The sequence below is a fragment of the Gemmatimonadales bacterium genome, assembly GCA_019637315.1.
Lineage (GTDB): Bacteria > Gemmatimonadota > Gemmatimonadetes > Gemmatimonadales > GWC2-71-9 > SHZU01.
In genome coordinates this window covers 199,293-220,529 of the sequence record JAHBVU010000006.1, presented here as the reverse complement: position 1 = coordinate 220,529, position 21,237 = coordinate 199,293, and the positions used below count along the sequence as shown (strand labels likewise).

The following is a 21,237-nucleotide window of genomic DNA, read 5'->3' as shown; positions in this document are numbered from 1 at the left end:
AAGTAGCCCCAGGCCTCGTCCAGGTCCTGAGTCGCCAGGGCAGCCTCATCATACCCGCCGCCTCGCAGGATATTCCTGATCTGCATCCCCGGCCCGAAGTGGTTCCTGTCCTCCCATTCACTCGGCCCGTTCTCAGCGATCGCCTCGATCAGGCCGGCACGGTCAGCGGGCTAGATGAACTTCCGGAGATGCGCCACGGCGGCGTCCCACTGGTCGCGATTGACCCGTTCCCAGGCAAGAATGCGGTCGAGCAGGTTCCAGTCCATAGGGCAGTCCGTCAGAAGTCGCCCTGATCGTACCATGGACGCGCGTCGTACTAAAGCTTCTTCAATGTCCGCTCTGCGCCGCGTGGCAACCGGGGCCCTCTGTGGCGGTTGGAGTAGCGAGGTCGTCGTGTCGTGTCGCCGAACGCCGTTTCGCGTATAGCGACCACCGTTCCGAATGGTGTGGGCCTCGTTGCGAGTTGCCTGACTGACGTTTCCGGTCGTGTGACAGGCAAAACGGCTCGTGTAACCGACGTTTTCGGGCTCTGTGACAACGATTTCGGTCGCGTGACACTCGTTGAGAGTCGCCTGACCCTCGGTGCGGATGGCCGAGGATGCCGTTCGGGTGGCCTGACGGGTCTGTCCGTTTTTTTTGTGTGTGAGGCCGGGACACCGGTCTCAGCCCTCCACCAGAAACCGGTCGCCAAACAGCACGGCGAGATGCGGCAGCGCGGCTTGCCACGGCATCGAGGGCGCCTTCCACTTCGTGATGATATTCCGCAACGCGAGGTAGAGCAACTTGGTGGCCGCCTCGTCGCTGGGGAAATGCCCGCGGGTCTTGATAATCTTCCGCAGCTGCATGTGCAGACTTTCGATCGCATTCGTCGTGTACAGCAAGCGGCGGATCGCCGGCGGATAGGCGAACACCGGCCGGATGTGCGCCCAGTGACGGCGCCACATCGTCGCGATGGGTGGGTAACGTTCCCCCGCCGGACTGTGGGCGAACGCGTCCAACGCGGCCGTGGCGGCCGCCTCGGTGGGGGCGCGGTAGATCGCCCGCAGCTCGGCCGCGACGGCGCGGCGAGTGCCCCACGGCACGTAGCTCAAACTGCCGCGGACCAAGTGCACCATACAGTGATGGACCTGGGTCTGGGGAAAGACCGTCGTGATCGCCTCGGGAAAGCCGGCCAAGCCATCGATCAGCGCGATCAGGATGTCGTCGACGCCGCGGCTCTTCAGTCCCGTCATCACCCGCAACCAGAAGGCGGCCCCCTCGGTCTGTTCGAGCCAGAGCCCCAGCACGTCCTTCGTGCCGTCGCGGGCGACACCAATGGCGAGGTAGGCCGCCTTGTTTGCGAACGACACCTTCGTCGCGAATTTTGACCCGGAAGGCGTCGAGAATCACCACGGGGTACATCCGGTCCAGCGGGCGCTGCTGCCACGCCGTGACTTCGTCGAGGACCGCATCCGTGACCGTGCTGATCACGTCCGGCGCGATCGCGATCTGATAGAGGTCCTCGAGGTGGCCTTGGATCTCCCGAACGGTCAGCCCCCGGGCATACAGCGAGAGCACCTTGGCGTCGAAGCCCGGCAACCGGCGCACATGTTTCGGCACCAACTGCGGCGCAAACGTCCCCGCCCGATCCCGGGGGATCTCCAGAGGCAAGGCCCCGTCGTCGGTCAGGACCGTCTTGGGCGTCGACCCATTGCGATGATTCGCTTGCCCGGCCGGCTTCTCCTCCCCAGGGGCGTAGCCCAGATGGTGCGTCAACTCCGCTCCCAGCATCCGCTCCACGATGTGCTTCTTCATCACCCGGAACAGGGCCTCGAGCTCGTCCGCCGTCCGGCGCTCCCCGATCAGGGCATCCAGCGCGTCCGGTGCGAACACGGGCTCGGGCAAGGCCGGCGGTCTCTTCTTCGGTCGGGCCATCACTCCTCCTCCTCCAAGAGTATGGCCTCACACACAGAATTCCAGACAGGTCCGGCCTGACCGCCGGCTTCGGGCGTGTCACAACAGCTTCCGGCCAGCGAACGCCGTTTCGACCGGGGTGACCGCCGCAACGCGCGCCGTGACACCCGTTGCAGGTCGGGTGACCGCCCGAATCCGCACCCTGACCGCGGCTTTGAGTCGCGTGATTGTCCTAACGTGCACGCTGAACGCCGTATCACGCGGCCTCACCGTCCGTTCGAGACTCCGAAATAGCATTTCCGCTGTCTGACCGCCGTTACGGGCCACCTGACCGACGTTGCGAGCCAACGCCCAGGACATTCCCGTTGGTCCATGAGTCGGTTAATTGTGCCGTAAGAAATCGATCTTGAAGTAGCGGGGTGTTAGCGGTACCCGTCAGAATCGCAGCCATTCATATCCGGCGGTCAACTGCAGAGCCTGATTGCTGATTCGCTTCACACTAGTCGCGCGAAGCTCCATGACGACCCGGGAACGCGCCGAAACGCGGTACCGAACCCCACCCATCGCGGCAATCGACACCCCACTCTCAAAGGCGCCAGCCATACGAGCGCCATAGCCGCCTGCGGCCCCGACGTAGGGTTGGACGGTCGCGCCTGGATTCTGAACTGTCACGCCGACATTGAGCAGAAGTGCGTCTATCCCATCCGGCTGGAAGAACGTGGCTACGACCTGAGGACTGACGACCTGGTTCGTGGAGTATCGCAGGACGCCGCCGAAGACGAGCGCGTCCCGTTCGCCTCTGATGTATCGATCGAAGTCGAACCGCGAAATGCCCAGATATGCCATGGTACTGGCGCGCGGCGGCGTGTCCCGGTCCTGCGCGGCGAGAGATACGGCCGGGGCGGTCAGCCATAGCATCAGGCCAATGAGTTGGTGGCGCACGGTTGTCTCCCATGGCGTGGGTACCCCGATAGTACCTCCCAACCTCCAGAGTCGATACCCGGGCAGAAAGGTCCGTGCTGCGCAGCGGCGGGGAGTTGTCCACGAACAGACACCGGTGTCCACTGTTGACACCCTGATAGTGACACTGGTCGATCGGTGGCCCGCAAGTTGTGCTAACCTTTCGATGGCGGTCCGGCCACTCCAGTCGCTGATCTAACCTCCTAATCAGTCAGCGACTTACGCACGCACCTACCCATCTTGCGCGGTGGCCGGATTCCGCCATGACCGAAATTGTGGCACCGGAAATCCGGTAGGGCCTGCCCGTCGGAGGCGTACACGACGCCGGTTGCGGCGAAGGAGGACACCATGCTGTCGCGCTTCCGAAGAATCGTTGGATCCCGGTCGCGGCCGAGATGATGAACCTCCTCCGTCGACTCGATGGGCTCAATCGCCATCGCTACGCCGACGATTCAGCTCGGCTCACCGCCTGGCTGAGCGGTTCCTGGTCAGCCGCGCCGGCAAGTACTCGCTCGGCCGCGCCAGCTTGCCGCCGAGCACCACCCAGCTGATCCGCCGCGTGTTGCGGATGTCGGCAATCGGGTCGGCATCGAGCACCACCAGGTCCGCTCGCTTACCCACCGCGATCGTTCCGATCTCCGACGTCAGGCCCAGCGCCAGCGCACCGTTCCGGGTCGCCATCCGCAGCACCGCATCGTTCGGTATTCCCGCTCCCGCCAGCAGTTCCATCTCGTGATGAAACATCCACGGATTGGCATGGTCGACCCCAACCGTCAGCGGAACGCCAGCCTGGTGTAGCCGCCGAGCCAGCTCCTGCATCCGGGGAAACTGCTGCCGCGCATTGGCATACTCGGCCGCTGTCCACCCGCGCATGCTGTTCATCGATGCCCACTTGGCAAGAAAGCTCGGCGGCACGAAGGTGTCCGCTTCCTTCGGATAGTGATCCGGCTGGTCCCACCAGGCCGTGCCCTCGAACGCCACCAGCGTCGGGTCGATCGAGATCCGCTTGTCCACCAGCGTGCGAATCATCTCGGTAATTTCGGGCCCGTCGAAGTCGACCAGGCGAAACCAGTCGAACATGAACTGACCGTTGAGGTACGTCTTCCGGTACTCTTCCCGCTTGGCCGCGGGCAGCAGACGCTCGTTGTTGACGATGATGTGGGTGATGCCGTCGATCCCGATTCGCGCCGCGTCGGTCCAGGACGTCTGCCAGAGATGCCCAACAACCGGAACGCCATGCTTGTGCGCCTGATCGACCACGGCGCGGATCAGAGTCGAGTCGAGACTGGAGTAGACCTTGATGAAGTCGACGCCCGCCGCGACCTGCCCATCGACCGCAGCACGCGCTTGCTCTGGTGTTCCGGCGCCATCCACCGCGGTGTTGGGACCGGGCGCATCGATCGGCGCCCCCGAGGTGATGATCCGCGGACCAATCAGGTCGCCACGTCGGACCCGATTTCTGAGATCCACGTTCTCCCTCGTGAGCCCGGCGGGATTTCTGACTGTGGTGATGCCGAAGGCAAGCTGGCTCTTGGTCAGCTCCTGACTTGCCGGCTCGTCGTAGGCGTAGACGAGCTGCCGCTTCGGGCCGCTCGAGTCCACTTCCCACGCACCGATACCGACATGGCCGTGCATCTCGATGAATCCGGGCAGCAGGTAGCGTCCACTCAGGTCGACGACGCGCGCACCGGCAGGGACCCGGGTGTCCTTGGCATTACCAACCGCCGTGATCCATCCGTTCCGGATGACTACGACCGCGTCAGGTTGCGGCGGGCGTTCGGTGCCGTCGATCAGGGTGGCGCCTTTGAGAACCAGCGTCTGCGCCGCGGCTGCTGCCGGGGTTCCCAGCGTGAGCAGCAGCAGGGCGGGGAGTAGCGGAGATACGAGGGTTCTCATCGAGCCGGGTTCGGTTGGTTTGGAAGGCAGTCACACCGACCGGCAGAAACCTTACAACGATCGACTACGGCAGATTCGCGAAGAGTCGGGCCAGATCGATCACCACCTCGGGTTGGCCAGGGGCGACGCGCTTGTCAGGGAGTTGTCGCGCTGGACAGCCGGCGCATCACCGTGTTCCAAAACTCCAGCGCGTCGAAGAACGATCGGACCGGAACCCGCTCGTCGAGCCCGTGGGCAAACTGGTCGCTGTCCTTTATGAAGACACCCATGATCCCGTAGGTGGGAATCCCCGCCGCGCGGATTTCCTTCCCGTCAGTGCCGTACGGCGCCATGTAGGGAATGATCGGGGTCCCCGGCCGGATCCGCGCCACGCCCTGCGCCACCGCGTCCCAGACATCATCACGGATGGGAGAGGCGGGGCTGGCCATCGGGTCACCCAGTACGGTCAGCTGGACCTCGGGGTCGCCAGCTACGCGGATCAGCGTTTCGCGCACCTCCGCCACCGCCACACCCGGAAAGATCCGACAGTTCACCGTGGCCGTCGCTGACTGGGGCAGGGCATTCTCGGCGTGACCGGCCCGCAGCATGGTCGCTACGCAAGTCGTGCGGGTGATTCCGACGTGCTCCGGCTCATGCCACAGCACCTCGGCTGCTGCGGAGTCGCTCGGATTGCGTGCCAGGCGTCCCATCGCATCGCCAACCTTGCCCGGGCTGAGCTTTGACACCGCCTCGAAGTAGGCGCGCGTGGCCTCGTTGACCTGCACCGGGAATCGGTGCGCCTCGATCCGCTTGAGCACCGAGGCCAGCTGATAGATGGCGTTGTCCGTCCGGGGCGTGGAGGAGTGCCCGCCGGGGTTGGTGACCGTCAGCTCGAACGTGGCGTAGGTCTTCTCCGAGGTCTGCACCAAGTAGCGTTCTGGCTCCCCGGCCTCGTTCAGTACCCCGCCGCCCCCGTCTGCGTTCAGGGCAAACTCCGCGTCCGTCAGCGCCCGATGCGTGGTGACCAGGGCGCGGGTCGAGAGCATGCCTGTCTCCTCGTCCCCCGAGAAGGCGATGATCAGATCGCGATTCGGCACGTAGCCGGACCGCTTGAGGCGGAGGAAGGTGGTGGTCAGCGTGGTGATCCCGAACTTGTCGTCGAGAATGCCACGGCCGTAGAAGTAGCCGTTCTCCTCAGTGAGCTTGAAGGGGTCCCGCTTCCAGTCCTTGGGCAACGCATCCACCACGTCCATATGGGCAGTGAAGAGAATGGGCTTGGCCCTGGACGACGGCTCGCCGCGGTAGCGGACGATCAGGACGGCCGTCCTTTCGCCGTTGGGGAGCGCCATCGGAATCACGTGGACGTCGGAGGCCGGGAACCCGCCGGCCTTGAACTGTTCCGCCAGGTACCCGGCGACCTCCGGAACCTTGCCATGACCCTCGGCGCTGCGATGCGTGATGATGTTCCGGAAGATCTCCAGCGCCTGTCGCTGGTAGGGCTCCTTGTAGTCGTCGCTCGAGGTCTGTGCGGTCAGCGCCGGGGCCAGGGCCAGCAGGGCGAGAGGGATCAGGACTTTGGCGGACACAGGCGGACCTCGGGTCGGTGGACGGGGGACAGAGCTCCAATATCCTGGATTGTGACCGCGAGGGAAGAGGTGCCGTTCCGGACCCTTGCGGCAGACGCTTTAGGATCGGACCCACGTGACCGCATCTCGTGGCTCCGCTAAACGCCGACAGCCGATTCGTTCGCGATCATGCGGAGCTGCTGGAGCGGCGGATTGGATTCCAGCTCCCGTTTGAGTGGTTCCCACCAGATGCGGTCAGCCGCAGTCTCCGCGGCTTGCTCGTCTGCCAGAGCCCGCTCGATCTCGTCCGTTGCCCCGCGGCGTGCCGCGTGAACCGCCGTGCGCTGCGAGGCGCTGGCTGCTGCAGGCTCCGACGCTGCCAGCTCGATCAGCAGGGAGGGGCTTCGGAGCTCCTCGAGCCAGAACGCGACTCGTGCCGCCGTCGGATCCGAGCGATGGGCGAAATAGTCCGCCTCGACGCCGGCGGCAGCGCAGCGAAGATGCGCGGCGTGGCCCCTGGAGAGGTAGTCAATGGAAAGGGGTGGGACGGCAATGGGCGACGCCTCGAGTTCCGCCATTGCTTCCCGGAGCCGAGTCAGGTTGTCCGGCTCGGCGAGCAGCGCGAGATCGATGTCGCGGCTAAACTCCGCCGCGCCGTACAACACGCAGGCCTGGCCGCCCATCAGCAGGGCCCGGACCTGGTGCCGTCGGATCGAAGAAAGGACTTTGGGTATCGGGCTCGGGATCAAGGGAACCTCCGAGTGCCAGATATGCCGACCATAGCCTGCAGCTTTCTACCCACCGCTCGGCAGGCGTCTTTCGGTACCATTCGGCCCACTCCGGGTCGCAGTACTCCTCGAGCACAAGGGGCTTCGTCGGCGCCATGAGAGCAAGGTAGCGTGAGCGGCGACCGATCTCCAAGACGCAGCCAAGCTTGCCTGTACCGACACTCAGCGGGGACGGGACCCGTTTACCGGTACGGCAACCCGGTCCGCGAGCGATCGCGCCTCGAGCGCCGCTGACGCGCGCAGCGTGGCATCGTGCAGGTCCACGCCGATTTCCTCGAACAGATCGCCGTACGCCTCGGCCAGGAGCGGCAGGAACTCCTGCAGCTTGGTCGCCTGCACCCGCCCCGCTCGACTCAAGCGCACCACTCTGACCCGCCGGTCATCGGCGTGTGAGGCACTCGTCACGAAGCCTGCCCGCACCAGCCAGTTGACGCGTTGCGATGCAAGTTGGTGAGACAGCTTCAATTCCTGCGCAAGATCCGAGATCGACTGCGGCCCGCCGTGGTACAGGGTCTGGACGATGCTCGTGGTGTAGCCCGGCAGCTCGATGCCGTGCGCCGCCAGGCAGGCGTCCATGCCGTCGTACAGCGAGGTCGCGAGCTGCCCGACCCGCATCGCGAAGGCCGAGGTCGTTGCGAAAAAGGGAATCTCGTTCAAGGGGCGCGTCCTCTTCGTCGGAGCCGATTTGCCAAACCTCAGGTGGTATTATACAATCAATTGCGCAATTGATGGAAGTTGCGGGCTTCTGACAGGAGGTACCCATGCGTCGCACGTTCTCCGTTGCCGGCTTGGTGTCACTGGTGTTTGCCGCTCCCGGAGCGGCACAGGCGGGCCCTCAGGGGCCGCCCGATGCCGTGGCGCTCGGGGCTCTCGACTCGGTCGTCGCGTCGTACGTTGCCCAGGGGCTGGCGCTCGGCGGCGAGCTGCTGGTGCTGCACCATGGCAAGGTCCTGTTGCACCGGGCTCACGGCCTGGCCGACCGCGAGGCGGGCCGACCCTGGACCGTGGGTACGATTGCCAACATCCGGTCGATGACCAAGACGCTGACCGGTGCGGCCGTGGAGCTCCTGATCGACCGGGGGAAACTCTCGCTCGATGACCGGGTCAGCAAGTACCTGCCGAGTTTCGACAATGACCGTTCCCGCGCGATCACGGTGCGGCAGATCCTGACACACCGGGCCGGTTTGCCGCTGACCAACATCGAGCGCCTCGATCAGTACCCCAACCTGATGGCCCAGGTAGACGCCGTCGGCGAAAAGGGGCCCGCTCACGCCCCGGACAGCAAATTCTGGTACAGCGACGCCGGCACCGACGTCGCGGCCGCCCTAGTCCAGACCGCCGGCGGAAAGCCCTTTGCTGAGTTTGTGCGTACCGAACTGATCGAGCCGCTGGGCATGACGGACACCTTCTTCGGCATCGATGCGAGCGACTCCCGCTGGCCGCGGATTGCGAGCGCCTACTACGGATCTGGCGGGTCGTGGACTCGCTTCTGGAATCCGGCGGATGGCAAGCCGCTTTACCCCTTTGCCTGGGGCTCGCAGACGCTCTACTCGACCCCGCGGGACTACGCCCGCTTTCTCCAGCTCTGGCTCGACGAGGGGCGGGTCGGGGGCCGGCAGCTCCTGTCGAAGGAGGCTGTCCTGCGGCAGACGACGCCGGCATCGCCGATGTCGATGCTCGGCAGCGATGCGCGAGTACCGACGGGGTTCCGCGGGCTCGAAGTCTGGTACGGACAGATGTCCGTGCTGCACGTCGAGACCGCGCATCCGACTCGCGTCCGCATTCTGGGGCACAGCGGGTCGGACGGTACCAACGCCTGGGCCTGGCCCGACCGTGATCTGATCGTGCTCTACTTCACCCAGTCGCGGGGCGGCACCACACCGCTCCGGTTCGAGGAGGCGCTCGAACGCTTCGTCGTCAATCCCGGCACGGCTGCCGAGCCGGCGCCGGTTGCGTACCAGGGACTCGTCGGTCGCTACGTGGCCAACTTCGGGCCTTTCACGAACGAAGTCTTCGAGGTGCTCTGGCGGAACGGCAAGCTCGTGCTCGACGTGCCGAGCCGGCTCGCGTTCGATCTCGTGTGGTTGGAGGACGCTAAGCGCTGGGGTGCCGAGATCGCGCGTGAAGGGTTGCAAGTTGCTTTCGAACCGAGCGAAGGTGCGCCGGCTGCCAAGCTGGTCTTCTATCAGGCGGACAAGGCGTATGACGTTCCACGGGTTGGCACGCCGCTGGCCGATTCGCTCCGGATCGATCGCGCTGTGGCCCCGTCTGAGCTTGCGGACGCTGCTGGTCGCTACGAGGTCACCGGCTCCCAAAACGAGATCGAGATCATCGTTCACGAGGGCGGGCTCGCCATTCGCGGGCCCGATGGCAGCGTCAATCGCCTTCGACCCTCCCGACAGGCAGGCCTTTGGCATGTTCGCGATGCGCCGAACGTCGGCATCGTGTTCAACCGTGACGCTTCGGGCCAAGTCGTCTCGATGACGCGCCGGACCCGCACGGACGTGACCTGGCCCAGGCGGCGCGCGGACGACCCCGCACCGCGCTGAGCCGCGTGCCTGCCCGATGACCCTAGCTCGAGGTCTGGGCGACCGGGCGAACTGGCAGCTTCGATTCCGTTCGGTACGCTGCGCCGCGGGTCATCGCCCCGCGGTACTGCCGCACCAGTTCATCGTCTACCGCAGCCCACGTCCGCGTCTCTGCCGTCGCGCGACCGCCAGCCGCCAGGTGCCGGCGTGCGCGTTCGTCGATCAGTAGCTCGTCCAGCGCAGGCAGCAGCGAAGCCTCGGGCGACACCAGGCGCACGTTGTCGCCGTTCCGGCCGTAGTCGAGCACGCCGCCGGCTGCCATGGCGATCGAGGCTGCCCCCGAGGCCATGGCCTCCAGGAGGACGTTGCCGAAGGTCTCGGTCGTCGACGGCAGGACAAAGACATCGGCGGACGCATACGCGGTTGCGAGCTCGGCCCCCCGCCGGACGCCGGTCAGGTGGGTTCGCGGCAGACCTCGCTCGGCAATGGCCTGTTCGAGCGCGCCGGATCCGGTAAAAGCAAGGTGCGCACGAGGGTGCCGCGCGCTCAACGCTGCCCATGCGTCGAGCAGTCGATCGACGCCCTTCTCTGGCGCCAGCCGACCGACGTACGCCACGAGGAGGTCGCCCGGAGCGATGCCCAGCGACTGCCGGTACGCCTCCGAGCGGTGGCGCGGATGAAAGCGATCGGTATCGATGCCTCGGCTCCAGACCCCGGTATGCCGAACCCCCCGACGCTGCAACTGTTCCTGATACGCCCGGCTCGGCGCCAGCACGACCTCGGCATGGCGGTAGAACCGGCGCAGGTAGATCCAGCCCGGCGTCACGGCCCAGCCGAAGCCGTACCGTGCTGCGTAGCTCTCGTAATCGGTGTGCGCCGACGCGACGATCGGGACCCGGAGCCGGCGCGCGGCTTTGAGGCCCGCTCGACCCATTGGAAACTCGGTGGCCAGGTGCACCACGTCGGGACCGAACGCCGCTAGGTCTGCGGTAATCTCCGCCTGCCGCGGCCGGGCCCATTCCACCTCGGGCGAGAGGGCAAACGGCCGGGCCGGCGACCGGTGCGCCTCGGGGCGGTCGGTGACACCAGCGGGCAAGGCGTAACGCGCACTGTAGACTCGAACCGAATGACCTCGGCTGATGAGCGCCTGTACCGTTCGATCGAGAGTCTGGGCCACCCCGCTGATCATCGGCCAGTAGACTTCCGAGAAGATCGCAATCCGCATCGGCTACCTCCTGCGCTCAAGTCTCGCAGTCGGTCGCCCCGATGGGATCACGCTGGCGTCAACACTCGGTAAAGGCGGGTTCGTGGCATTGGTACAATCCGGCGTGGGCCGGGTGACGCACCAGTCGGCGCCACCCGGGATGCCGCGGGGCTTACTGCGGCAGCCGCGCGGTCACCTTGCCGTTGGCGTCGAGAAACTCGAGGCTCGGATTGCCGAGTGAGTCGACCTGGATCAGAATGCGTGGCTTGCCGTTCGGATCGGCCAGCCGGAGCACTGACGCCTTTTGCACGTTGCGGCCGAGATAGGCGCGCTCGGCGTACATCGGAACGCCGTTTCGCGGCTCGGCAAACGCCTTCTGCGCCGCTTCCTTGGCAGGTCCGTCCGGCATGGCCCGGATCTTCTCCAGGTCTTCAACGAGGTCGATGATCGGGATCGGGGCCCGCTCAGCGAACGTGATACCGGTTCGTTTGGTGTCCGTGTCGTCCTGGTAGTTGAGGACCATGACCTGGTCCTGGTTGTACTGATCGAACGACATATGCAGGCTCGACTGGTAGCGGCCGTTCGCGTCGGTCTTGCCGGTGAAGGTCAGGCCGCCGTTCTCGGTGCCCTCATCGTTGAAGAAGATGATGCCCGGCCGAGTGCCGCCCGGATAGCCGAAGGGCTTGCCTTTGAAGATCGGGCCGATCGAGCGCGGCCGGTTGGCAATCACCATCCGGTAGCTGCCGTCGGGCTCGACAACGTTGATGCGCTCGACGTCGATCTCGGTAAAGCGGACCTTGTCGGGCTGCGATTGAAAGGCGCTCAGGCTGAACCAGGTAAGCAGCAGGGTGGCCATCAGGCCGTAGACCCGCAGGATGCGCAGCTCGCGGCGCTCAGAACTAGACATGGATCGATTCCCTCGTCGGGGTGAAACGGCTATCGGGTTGCAGGAGTGTTGGCCTCGACCGCTGCGGCAAAGCGCCGCACCAGTTCGGCCCATGGGTACGGATGCCAGCTGTGGCCCTTCATCGGCCGCCCGTAGATGAACTCCGCGTCACTCGCGGGCTGGGCGCGTTTCAGGAAGTCCTCGAACCGGTACATCGCGACATTGAGATAGAAGTCGTCCATGTCCGGCAGGAAGAAGCGGAGCTTGCCGCGCAGCTTCGGCTCCAGGGTCGCCCAGTTGCGCTCGGCGTAGTCGCGGAGGTCGTAGTCGTTGTCCCTCCAATAGGCCGCGACCGACTTGTCGATCACCCCGGTCAGCGGATCCCAGAGTGCCTTCGGATAGCCCTCGCTGTCGGTCGGGCCGTAGACCGCTTCCCAGGCGTTGAACTGAAAACCCGAGCGGCCCTTCGAACCGAGCACCGCCTCGAAGCGGCTCAGCTGGCGGACGCTCCAGATCGGCTGCCCTTCGACCGTACGGCGCATCGGGCGCTCTGCCGTGATGAATTGACCGATCGGAATCGAAAAGGCATTCTCGTCCTTGTAGATGTCGACGAGCTGATGGCGGCTGAAATCGATCGGGTCGGGCTGGAAGATCCACGCACCGCCAAAGTAGTCGGGATAGCGGAGCTGGAGGGCGAGACTCTGCCAGCCGCTCGTCGAGGCGCCCTCCAGGTGCCGCGCATGCGGGGCCGCAATGATTCGGAAGCGGCGTTCGAGCTCCGGAATGATCTCTTCGACGATCGCGTCGCCGTAGGGACCGTTGTTGGCCGAGTTGGTCGAGTACGAATCAGGGAAGTACGGGGTCTGCTGCTCGAGTGAAATCGCAATCACCCGGGGGAAATCGGGCGCGTTCCACGCCTTGTAGAAGTCGAAGCCGGTCTCAACGCCCGTGACTGGATTGATCTCACCGATGCCCCGGCCGACCGAATCGGTGCGAAACTGGAACGGAACACTGTGGCCCAAGGTGTAGATCGCAGGATACTGCCGACTCGTTTCCGTTGCGTAGCCTCGAGGCAGCAGGATCGTCGCATGGACGTAGATCGGCCGGCCCCAGAACGCCGTCAGCGTCTTGCTCTGGAGAGTGACGCGCTTGACCCAGTCCGTGTCGGCGGGGCGGGGCGGTTCCGGCAGCGTCCGGGTCAGGGTAATGGCGACCCGCGCGCTGCTGTCGATGCGCACCTGCTGAACCTCGCTGACCAGCGAGCCGGGCGTGTTGTTGAACGGCGCAATCCGGCCGTCGTTCATTGGCAGCCAGAGGGTCTTGCCGTCGGCGCGCCGAACCTGCGAGTACACCCGAACGAGCGCCTGGACCCAGTACTCGCCTGGCGGAAGCGAGTCGAGGCTCGTCGGGTAACCGATGGCGCGACTGTCGACCGTCACGGCGCGACCGGGCGCCACTCCTTCCAGGTCTACCCCGAAGATCGCCGGCCCCGACGGCGAGATCAGCAATCGAGGCTCGGCCGGATTGGTCTTCGAAACGGCCACGATCAACCGACCGGTCAGCGGACCGCGGTGCGCCGATGCTGCGACGGTCACGTCGAATCGCGGTCCCGTCTGAGCGGTCGCGACATTCGGCGCAGCAACCAGCGCAAGGACGAGTACGAATCGCAGGTTCAGGAGCAACGGTGTAGTCTCCGCCTAAGAGGGATCCTTCATGATGACACCGTGCTTCATCACGAAGGTGACGTCTTTCAGGGTGGCAATCTCGCTCAGCGGCGAGACGCGAGTGGCAATCAGGTCGGCGTAATAACCAGGACGGATCAGGCCGCGCTCGCGCTCCATGCCAAGCAGGGCGGCTGCATCGCTCGTCATGGCACGAAGAATATCGCGCGCCGGAATCCCGGCCTCGACCCAGGCGTCGACGACCGACATCGTTACGACGCCTCGCGAGACGTCCGAGGGCGCCCGGATGATGTCGGTGCCGAACGCCAGCTTGGCGCCAGTCTTGTGCGCGCGTCGGAGCCGCTCGATGGTGCGGCTGTCATGCTCGGTCCGCCCAAACCGCTGCATGAACACGCCAGGCGACTCGGTGCCCACCAGGACGATGCCACGGTCGCGCGAGAGTGCCAGTGTTTCGTCGCTCATGACGTAGCCGTGTTCGATCGATGCGACGCCGCCATCGATGGCAATCCGCGCTCCGGCATCCGTGACGCAGTGCGCCGTGACCCGCGCACCTGCCGCCGCGGCCTCGGCGACTACAAAGCGCACATCGTCGACGGTGTAGCGGTACGGATAGTCGTCGATCGTGATCTTGATCCAGGTGGCGCCGTGGTGCACGTTCTCGCGAATGGCACGCCGTAGCTCGTCGCGCGTGTCGGCGTAGGCGTAGTCCTGCCGGCCGATGTCGGGATGCTCTGGCGAAAGCTGGAACTGGCCGCCGTAGGGCGTCACGATCTTACCCGAATAGACGATCGTCGGGCCCACGACCTTGCGGCCGAACAGTCGGGTATTGGCGAGAGAGGCGCCGCCGTAGACCGCAGCGCGCCGACGGTCGCCGCCCCCGAAGAACATCGCGAGCGCCGCGTCTGCATGGTTGCCGGCGTTGCCGAGGTCGCGCACGGTCGTGAAACCCGACTCCAGCATCTGCCACGCGTTGGCAACACCCTGCAGGGCGCGTTCGGCAGTCGAGACCGAGACGGTATACTCGCGGAGCCGCGTGGCGCCTGGTTCATAGGCAGCGGCAAGGTGCGTGTGGGTGTCGATCAGGCCTGGCGACACGATGGCGCCCGACAGGTCGACGACCTCGGCGCCGGCAGGAATCGGGAGGTTGGGTCCGACCGCCGTGATCTGGTCGCCGGCGACAATGATGACGGCGGGGCCGCTCGTCGTGCCGGTGCTCGGGTCGGCGATGCCGCCGGCGCGGATGGCAATCGTTTGGGCGGAGAGGGAAGCGGTCGCCGCAAAGAGCAGAAACACGCCAGCCGCCGCTCGACGCCAGGCCCGTGCTGTTGTGGATGGACGTGGCGTTGGCAAGAGGACCGCCTCCGATTCAGGTGTTCGCAGACTTCCAGATCCCTTCCGCCTGCCAGAGGTGCCGGTGCTGGTGGCGGGGCAGAATGCTGAAACACGAGTACAGGTTGTAGGTCCGACCCGGCGCAAAGGGCGACGCCACATGGATCTCGCTGATCGGCTTGCCATCCACCGCTCGCAGCAGATCGACCTGCGCAGTTTGCAGGCGATCGAACTCCTCGAGCAGCGTTGCGGGCGGCAGGTCGGCTGCCGGTACGAAAGCGGCGGGTGTCGCGATCGCAAAGCGAACCGGCGGCCCCATGGTGCGCCAGAGCAGCCAGCCAAAAACGTCGCGCCGGTAACGCACCTGTGGCGGACTCGACATTGCCTGCGCCTGCTCGACTGCCGCGGTGAGCAGGGGCAGGAACGCTTCACTCGTCACATTGAGGTGCGCCACACACTCGGCGACAGACCACCGCTCCGGGTTGCGCCGCTTCGGCCATTGCTCGAGAGGAATCTGCGCCGAGAGCGCCTGCAGCCGGGTGCTGGCAGAGGCGAACTCATCGAGGATGGCCTGGAGCTTGGGATGCATGGCGATCTGGCTGACGCCCCCCGGTTCGAGTCTTCAGGCGGTCTCGCGTTGCAACAACGTGATCAGGTCCGCCGGTGTTTCAAGCCAATAGTCCGGTTGAGTTCGCGTCAGATCGCTCTGACTGAACGGTCCCCATAGTGCAGCTGCCGTTCGCATTCCTGCCGCTCGGCCGCTCTCCATATCATGGACGCTGTCGCCGACGTAGATGGCGCTCCGCGGGTCGACCGCAAGATGGTCCGCTGCCTTGATCAGCGGCTCCGGGTGCGGTTTCGGATTGACCACATCGTCCGCGCCGACCAGGACGTCCATTGCCGCATCCAAGCCGAGCAGGCGAAGGCCGCGTTCGGCCCCGGCCCGCTGTTTACTCGTGACCAGGCCGGTCCTGAGGCCGCGGTTGCGGATGGCCTGCACCATCTCCACGGCACCCGGATAGCCGCAGCAACGGGCGTCATGGTTCGAAATGTTGTATTCGCGATAGGTCGCGACGAGCGCGTCGAACAACGCCGGGTCGTGGGCCCAGTCGCGAAACTGGACCCGGAGCGGCGTGCCGATGCCGGCGAGCCATTCCGCATCGCTCCGCGCGGGCAGGCCATGGGTGGCCAGACTGTGGTGGTAACTGTCGATGATCAGCTGGATCGAATCGAGCAGGGTGCCGTCGAGGTCGAATAGTACAGTGGTAGTGCGAATCATACGCTGAAGGTAGCGACGTCATCGGACGGTCTGTAGGTCGCCTGATCCGGGATGGCCGCCGAGCGCGGCACGGCCAGCACCAGCAGCTCGGCGAGCAGGGTGTCCTGCTCGCTCTCCCTGGCCCCGATTCGCCCGGCCAGATCGAACGCGGCGGGGTCGCCCCTCGCGATCCGGTCGACCAGGGCCGCCTCGGCCGCCGAGTGGCCGCGCCGGAGAAAACGCAGCGCTCCCTCGCACCGAGTCAGGCCCGCCACGTTCCGAGTGCGACGGCAGCGGGCCGCTTCGGTGCGAAGGTAGTGCAGGGCTGCCGCCTCGATCTGAAGGTCGCCAAGGCGGGCCGCGCCGATCCGCTCGACGGCCTGACGTACCGGATCTGCCAGTGACACGAGGATATCCGGTATGGCGTCGGGGCAGGGTAGTCCGCCCCCGATGAAGTTCATCGGCGGCAGAGGATCGTTCTCAGCCTGATGCCAGCCGGTGTCGGCGGTGCGGACCAGAACGAGCAAGCCGGTTGCTCCGGATGCGAGGCTCCGAAGTCGGAACACTGCGACTGATTGATCTCCGGTCACCAAGCACCACCCGGCGCCAACTCCGTCCGCGGCTGGCTGTCCGATTGGCGCCAGGTTCGAGACTTCCCGCTTGCGCGCCAGGATACTCTCCACCCCGATCCGCGCCTCGATCGGGGCCGGCAGTTCGAAACGCACGACCTCGATATCGGGATGCAGTGATCCGGGGCGAAGAGCTCGCCCGTCGCGCTGCTCGAGCCGGATCGGGGTCCAGGGGAGATCATAGTGAACGATCCTGGCTGCGCTGCGGAGGTTGAGTCCCTCGGCGGCAACGTCGGTCGCGAGCAGCACCGTCGTGACCGGCAGCTGCCGGCCGTGGCGTGCCGCCGGGTCGAAGGAGAGGAGGACGAGCGATCGCGGCATTCGCCGCCCCTGGTAGCCGGCATCGCTGCCCGTCAGCCAGGCCACCCCCGTTCCGGTCAGGCGTCGACGAAGGTGCTGTACCGTTGCGGTGAACGTCGTGAACACGAGCGTTGGCTTGCCATCTGCCAGGATTGCGGCCAGACGGGCGGCCTTGGCGTCTCCCACCTGAATCCAGCGGCGGGTGGTGTCGGACAGGCGCTCCACCAATCCAAGGTCGCCAATCGCAAGGTCCGCTGCGGTCTCACCGTGATCGATCAGATCCCACATCACCAGTTGGTCGATGTCGCCGGCCACGATCGACTGGATCGCCGAGCGGTTGAGCGGGTGCCCCGCCCGACGAGCGTCGGCTGCGTGGCCGAGCAAACGGCGGTAGCCCTCGAGTGAGGCCAGCAGCGCACTGGGGCTCGATGCCAGCGCGCGGAGCAGGCTGCCGCGAATCAGCGTAGCAATCGAGTTGCTTCGTGACAACCGGAGTCGGTCGATCCGTGCCACGGTCCGAGCAAACCCGGTGTCGCCATCGTGCCAGCTCCGCACGGTGGTGTCGCGGCGGGGCGGTCGATCCGGCGGAGCCGCACTCTGTACGATCAGCGGTGTCAGGCGGATACCTGGGTCGATCTCGACCCGTTGGCGGAGCGAGGGGGTCCCATACAGCGCCAGGGCGTCGTCGCGGACGGCCAAGGCAAGTTGCGCGGCCAAGTCCTGCCGTCGATTGACGATCGGCGTTGCCGTGAGCAGCACGACCCGCCGCCCGAGCAACTGGGGCGCCAGCTCGCGATAGCGTCGGGTTGCCTGGTTTCGAAAGCGGTGGGACTCGTCGATCAGTACCGGCCCAGCTCCGTCGATTCGGCCGCCGCGACTGATCATCTCATGACTCGTTACTCGACCGCACGCGCCGAGCTCCGTGGCGATCCGCCCCCACTGGGGGAGCAGGATGGCGGGTGCCACGATGTCGATTGAGCCTCCAGGGTCGAGCGCACGGCAAACCGCCAGCCCGACATACGTCTTTCCGGAGCCGACCGGCGTCGCGATCATGACGCCTCCGAACGCCCGCGCGATGCCCAGGGCGGCGCGAAAGATCCCGACTTGATCTGGACGGAGCCAGGGTGGCGGTGCGTCTGCCGCCGCGCCTGGACCAGCGGCGCAGCTCAACGCCATAGCTGCGCACTGCGGGGTGATCTGGGAGAACCCTTCTGGTACTGTGAAGTCGAGTTGTCCGGCGTCACACCCCACGCGGTGGCGGCTACCACCCGCCCCGACGCCCCCGACGATGGTCACGCGCTGCCGTTGTTGAGCAGATCGAGGACGCGCTCGGCCAGTGCGGCCTCGTCGATCGGCATGCCCTGGTGTCCCGCCTTCCCGATCGCGATCAGCGCCGCGTCATTCAGGACGCCGGTCGGCAACGGCAGCGCGCCAACCAGCGAGGCGTTGAAGCGGAAGTAGCCCGAGGCGGCCACGGTCGCCTGCTGGCGCGCCAACCGACGGATTGGCTGGCTGTTGAGCCACGCGGTCAGCGCAAGGGCCGACTCGAGGGTCGGCGCAGCCAGCCAGTAGCAGGTGTTGAGCGGTGCCGTCCGCTGCTCAGCTTGTGAGAGCAGTGCGGTGGCGGAAAGCTGCCGGGCCAGGTCGGCCCAGACGACCCGGAACAGCGGACCGACCGCGTCGGTGCGGAACACCGCCCAGAGCGGACCGCTCCGGAAGTCGGCTCGCCGTTCGAGGAGCGGCCGATGCCGGCCGATCCAGGCACCGGCCAAGGGGGGCAAGCGGTCGAGCGGATGGCCGCGTCGGTCGTAGGCCCAGAGCAATCGGACCGAGGCGACTGTTCGAAAGGGTCGAATGTCGCGCCCGCGGAGGGCCGGCCGCAGCAACTCGGGCTCACAGACGTCCTTGGGGTCGACGAATACGGCATCAGCACCGGTTTTGACACCGAGCCCGATCCGAAACTGGTGACCGAGCCGAGGGGCGACGGCGGTCTGGCGGATCAGGGCGCTGTCATCGCCGCTGCGGATGGTACTCCACGGAGCACCCGACAGGCTGTCCTGCGGTACGAAGCGGCCGCCCCCGTTGAAGGTCGTGGCGGTCAGGTGCCCCGCTGCCGCCTCTCCGCGCCCGACGATCAGGGCGAGCGGATAGACCAGCGCGTCGAACCCGGCGGCCGCCTCGGGCAGGTCCGCAGCAAGGTGGATCGTATGGCGTTCGGCCAGGCGGTGGCGGGCCAGGGTGCCATACTGGGCGGTCAGCAGCTTGGCAGGCAGGAGCAGGCCGACCACGCCAGTCGGGTGCGCCAGCTCGAGGCTCCGTTGCAGGAACGCTACCGCCAGGTCTGCGACGGGCGCAAAGCCCCGACGCGAGGACGGCCGGGCCCGGAACCACTCGTAGCGTCGCTTGAGCCCTTCCCGCTCCCGAGGCGAAAGGCTCTCGGCGCGGACCCAGGGCGGGTTGCCGACGATCAGATCGAAACCGCCACGCCCCATCAGGTCGGCAAACTGTGACCCGAAGTGAAACCAGGGAAGAATCCCGTTCGACACGAGCCGGCGGCGGGCGGCCCGCAGACGGGATCGCTCGGTGCGGAGGCGGCGGAGCTCCGTTCGACCCGCGCGCGACAGGGTCGAGGCGTCGCCGAAGAGGGATTGCCCGGTTCCACTGGCGACGAGATCTCGGATCCGTCGCTCCAGGCTTTCGATGGCAGCCTCCAGCGCGCGGTCCATCGCATCGTGTTCAGCCCGCCGGAGCGCCCGAACCGCGGCGCGTTTCGCTTCGCCGGTGGCGGTCAGCACTCGATTGCGCAACTCCCCAAGCCGGTCGGTGCCGGAACTGCGGAGCGCTACCGGGAGGTCGTGGCGCTCCAGCACACTGTCGCCCTGGCGGATCAGGGCATCGAGGTTGGGCAGCGGGGGTATCGCTTCCGGTGGCGCATCGCGATCCGCTCGAATCACCTCGAGCCAGAGTCGCAGCTCGGCCAGGTGCACCGCGTTGGGGTTGATGTCGACGCCGAAGAGATTGCTGGCAATCACGCTGCGTGTGGCGGTCGCAGCGTCCTCCCCGTTGCGGACCCGGAGCCTGACGAGCAGGCGGAGCGCGCCGAGCAGGAAGGCGCCACTCCCGGCCGCGGGGTCGAGAACGGTCACCCCCCGCAGTGCTTCGAGTGCCCTCGGCGTGAGCTCGGTCAGTTCGGTGCGGGCTTCGTCGATCGGGCAGCCGAGCTTTCCCGCAAGCCAGGCTTCGAAGGAGGAACGGATCAGCGTGTCGACGAGCGCGCTCGGTGTGTAGAAAGCGCCGGTGTCCTTGCGGGTGTCGGGGTCCATTACACCTTCGAAAACGCGCCCGAGCATGTCGGGGCCGATCGCGGCACGCGGGCCGGCCTCGGACCCGATGGTAAAGTGATAGCGTTCGAACAGCTGCTCGAACGCGTCGACCCAGAAACCGTCCAACAGGTCTGCCTGCCACCGACGCTCCAGGGGGTGCGGCTCGAAAAGCCCGCCGTTGAGGAAGGGAATCTGCCCGAAGTGACGGGCTGCGGCGGAACGTCGCTCGATCGGTCGGTTGAGGGTGCCGAAGAACAGCGGGCGCAGCAAACGACGCGCGACCCCGCCCCCGCTCTGGAGCACCCGATCGAGCTCTTCAGCCAGGAATCGGGGCCGGCCGTCGAGCCAGCCGCGCTCTTGAACGAAGTAGAGAAAGAGGATGCGAGTCAGGTCGAGCAGTGCCAAAGCGTGCCGATCCCGTCCTGGAATTCGGCTGGGGAGCTCTGCTACGGCGGCAGATAGGGTGGCGCGGAACTGCCGGAAGAAACGCTGATCGAGGGTTCGGCCCGCGAGCGCGTCGGCCCAGGTCAGACAGCGCGACAGCGCCAGACCCTCATCGTGGCTCGAGCCGCGCTCGAGGATTCGGATATCCACCGGGCGCAGGCGGGTCGTCGTCATCACCGCGACCGGAGCGTCAGCCACGCTCGCTGCGAAGGCGAGACGCCGCCTGAGCGGATCGAAGCTCGCAATCAGCGCCAACAGACCGCGCTGCGACGTGGACCTGGCCAGCCGTTGTACCGCTGCTTCGGGCTGGCCGGACTGCGCAGCGATCAGCTGCAGACCGCCCTGACGACCCACCAGGGCGAGGCGGGGAACGGAGGTGTCGTCCAATCCGAAGCTGGCAGGACCGATTTCATGCCAGGTCGGATCGAATCGCAGCTCCAGCGCCAGGCCCGGCAGGTCTTCGAGCCTGGCTATCGATTCCAGCGTGTCGATCAGAGTCACAAGGTCCTAGTGCGAAGCGGGACGCTTCACACTAGGACCGATGAGTTGGAGTGGGACAACCGAAGAACTGCG

16 protein-coding genes and 1 pseudogene are annotated in these 21,237 nt (G+C 66.2%); 1 reads left to right on the top strand and 16 read right to left on the bottom strand.

Annotation, left to right across the window (positions count from 1 at the left end; translation table 11 throughout):
* Positions 1–662: 662 nt before the first annotated feature.
* From KF785_08040 to KF785_08005, 8 genes and pseudogenes are all read right to left on the bottom strand, one after another.
* Entirely contained in the window at positions 663–1,349 is a 687-nt protein-coding gene (locus KF785_08040; protein MBX3146710.1) for an IS256 family transposase, read from the bottom strand.
* Positions 1,333–1,914, bottom strand: a pseudogene (locus KF785_08035) (transposase). Before KF785_08035 ends, KF785_08040 begins: the two are co-directional and overlap by 17 nt.
* A 78-nt stretch (positions 1,915–1,992) precedes the next feature.
* Complete coding sequence (locus KF785_08030) at positions 1,993–2,253, bottom strand: hypothetical protein (protein MBX3146709.1); 261 nt, start codon at positions 2,251–2,253, stop codon at positions 1,993–1,995.
* Positions 2,254–2,328: 75 nt separating this feature from the next.
* Complete coding sequence (locus tag KF785_08025; protein ID MBX3146708.1) at positions 2,329–2,835, bottom strand: hypothetical protein; 507 nt, start codon at positions 2,833–2,835, stop codon at positions 2,329–2,331.
* A gap of 480 nt (positions 2,836–3,315) precedes the next feature.
* Positions 3,316–4,749: an amidohydrolase family protein gene (locus KF785_08020; GenBank protein MBX3146707.1), complete on the bottom strand. Its 1,434-nt coding sequence runs from the start codon at positions 4,747–4,749 to the stop codon at positions 3,316–3,318.
* A gap of 134 nt (positions 4,750–4,883) precedes the next feature.
* Positions 4,884–6,314, bottom strand: a complete 1,431-nt coding sequence (locus KF785_08015; protein MBX3146706.1) for a M20/M25/M40 family metallo-hydrolase — start codon at positions 6,312–6,314, stop codon at positions 4,884–4,886.
* Positions 6,315–6,451: 137 nt separating this feature from the next.
* Complete coding sequence (locus KF785_08010; protein ID MBX3146705.1) at positions 6,452–7,042, bottom strand: hypothetical protein; 591 nt, start codon at positions 7,040–7,042, stop codon at positions 6,452–6,454.
* 201 nt (positions 7,043–7,243) lie between these two features.
* Positions 7,244–7,738: a MarR family transcriptional regulator gene (locus tag KF785_08005; GenBank protein ID MBX3146704.1), complete on the bottom strand. Its 495-nt coding sequence runs from the start codon at positions 7,736–7,738 to the stop codon at positions 7,244–7,246.
* A 104-nt stretch (positions 7,739–7,842) separates the two neighbouring features.
* Between KF785_08005 and KF785_08000 the strand changes: the two genes are divergently transcribed.
* Positions 7,843–9,630 carry a beta-lactamase family protein gene (locus KF785_08000; protein ID MBX3146703.1) on the top strand — a complete coding sequence of 596 codons (1,788 nt, stop codon included), beginning with the start codon at positions 7,843–7,845 and terminating at the stop codon, positions 9,628–9,630.
* Positions 9,631–9,652: 22 nt separating this feature from the next.
* On the opposite strand, the gene KF785_07995 is transcribed toward KF785_08000, so the two are convergent.
* The 8 genes from KF785_07995 to KF785_07960 form a co-directional block, all read right to left on the bottom strand.
* Entirely contained in the window at positions 9,653–10,834 is a 1,182-nt protein-coding gene (locus KF785_07995; GenBank protein ID MBX3146702.1) for a glycosyltransferase family 1 protein, read from the bottom strand.
* Positions 10,835–10,985: 151 nt separating this feature from the next.
* Positions 10,986–11,720, bottom strand: coding sequence for a hypothetical protein (locus KF785_07990; GenBank protein MBX3146701.1), 735 nt, complete (start codon positions 11,718–11,720; stop codon positions 10,986–10,988).
* A gap of 29 nt (positions 11,721–11,749) precedes the next feature.
* On the bottom strand, positions 11,750–13,381 hold the full coding sequence (locus KF785_07985; GenBank protein ID MBX3146700.1) for a hypothetical protein: 1,632 nt from the start codon (positions 13,379–13,381) through the stop codon (positions 11,750–11,752).
* Between the two features lie 15 nt (positions 13,382–13,396).
* A complete protein-coding gene (locus KF785_07980; GenBank protein MBX3146699.1) occupies positions 13,397–14,731 on the bottom strand; it encodes an amidohydrolase family protein in 1,335 nt (444 codons plus the stop codon).
* 16 nt (positions 14,732–14,747) lie between these two features.
* Positions 14,748–15,299 (bottom strand): DinB family protein, encoded by a 552-nt coding sequence (locus KF785_07975; GenBank protein ID MBX3146698.1) that lies wholly within the window; start codon positions 15,297–15,299, stop codon positions 14,748–14,750.
* A 33-nt stretch (positions 15,300–15,332) separates the two neighbouring features.
* Positions 15,333–15,989 carry an HAD-IA family hydrolase gene (locus KF785_07970; protein MBX3146697.1) on the bottom strand — a complete coding sequence of 219 codons (657 nt, stop codon included), beginning with the start codon at positions 15,987–15,989 and terminating at the stop codon, positions 15,333–15,335.
* Positions 15,986–18,073 (bottom strand): hypothetical protein, encoded by a 2,088-nt coding sequence (locus tag KF785_07965; GenBank protein MBX3146696.1) that lies wholly within the window; start codon positions 18,071–18,073, stop codon positions 15,986–15,988. The genes KF785_07970 and KF785_07965 overlap by 4 nt, the downstream gene beginning before the upstream one ends.
* Positions 18,074–18,189: 116 nt before the next feature.
* Positions 18,190–21,165 (bottom strand): N-6 DNA methylase, encoded by a 2,976-nt coding sequence (locus KF785_07960; protein ID MBX3146695.1) that lies wholly within the window; start codon positions 21,163–21,165, stop codon positions 18,190–18,192.
* Positions 21,166–21,237: the final 72 nt, after the last annotated feature.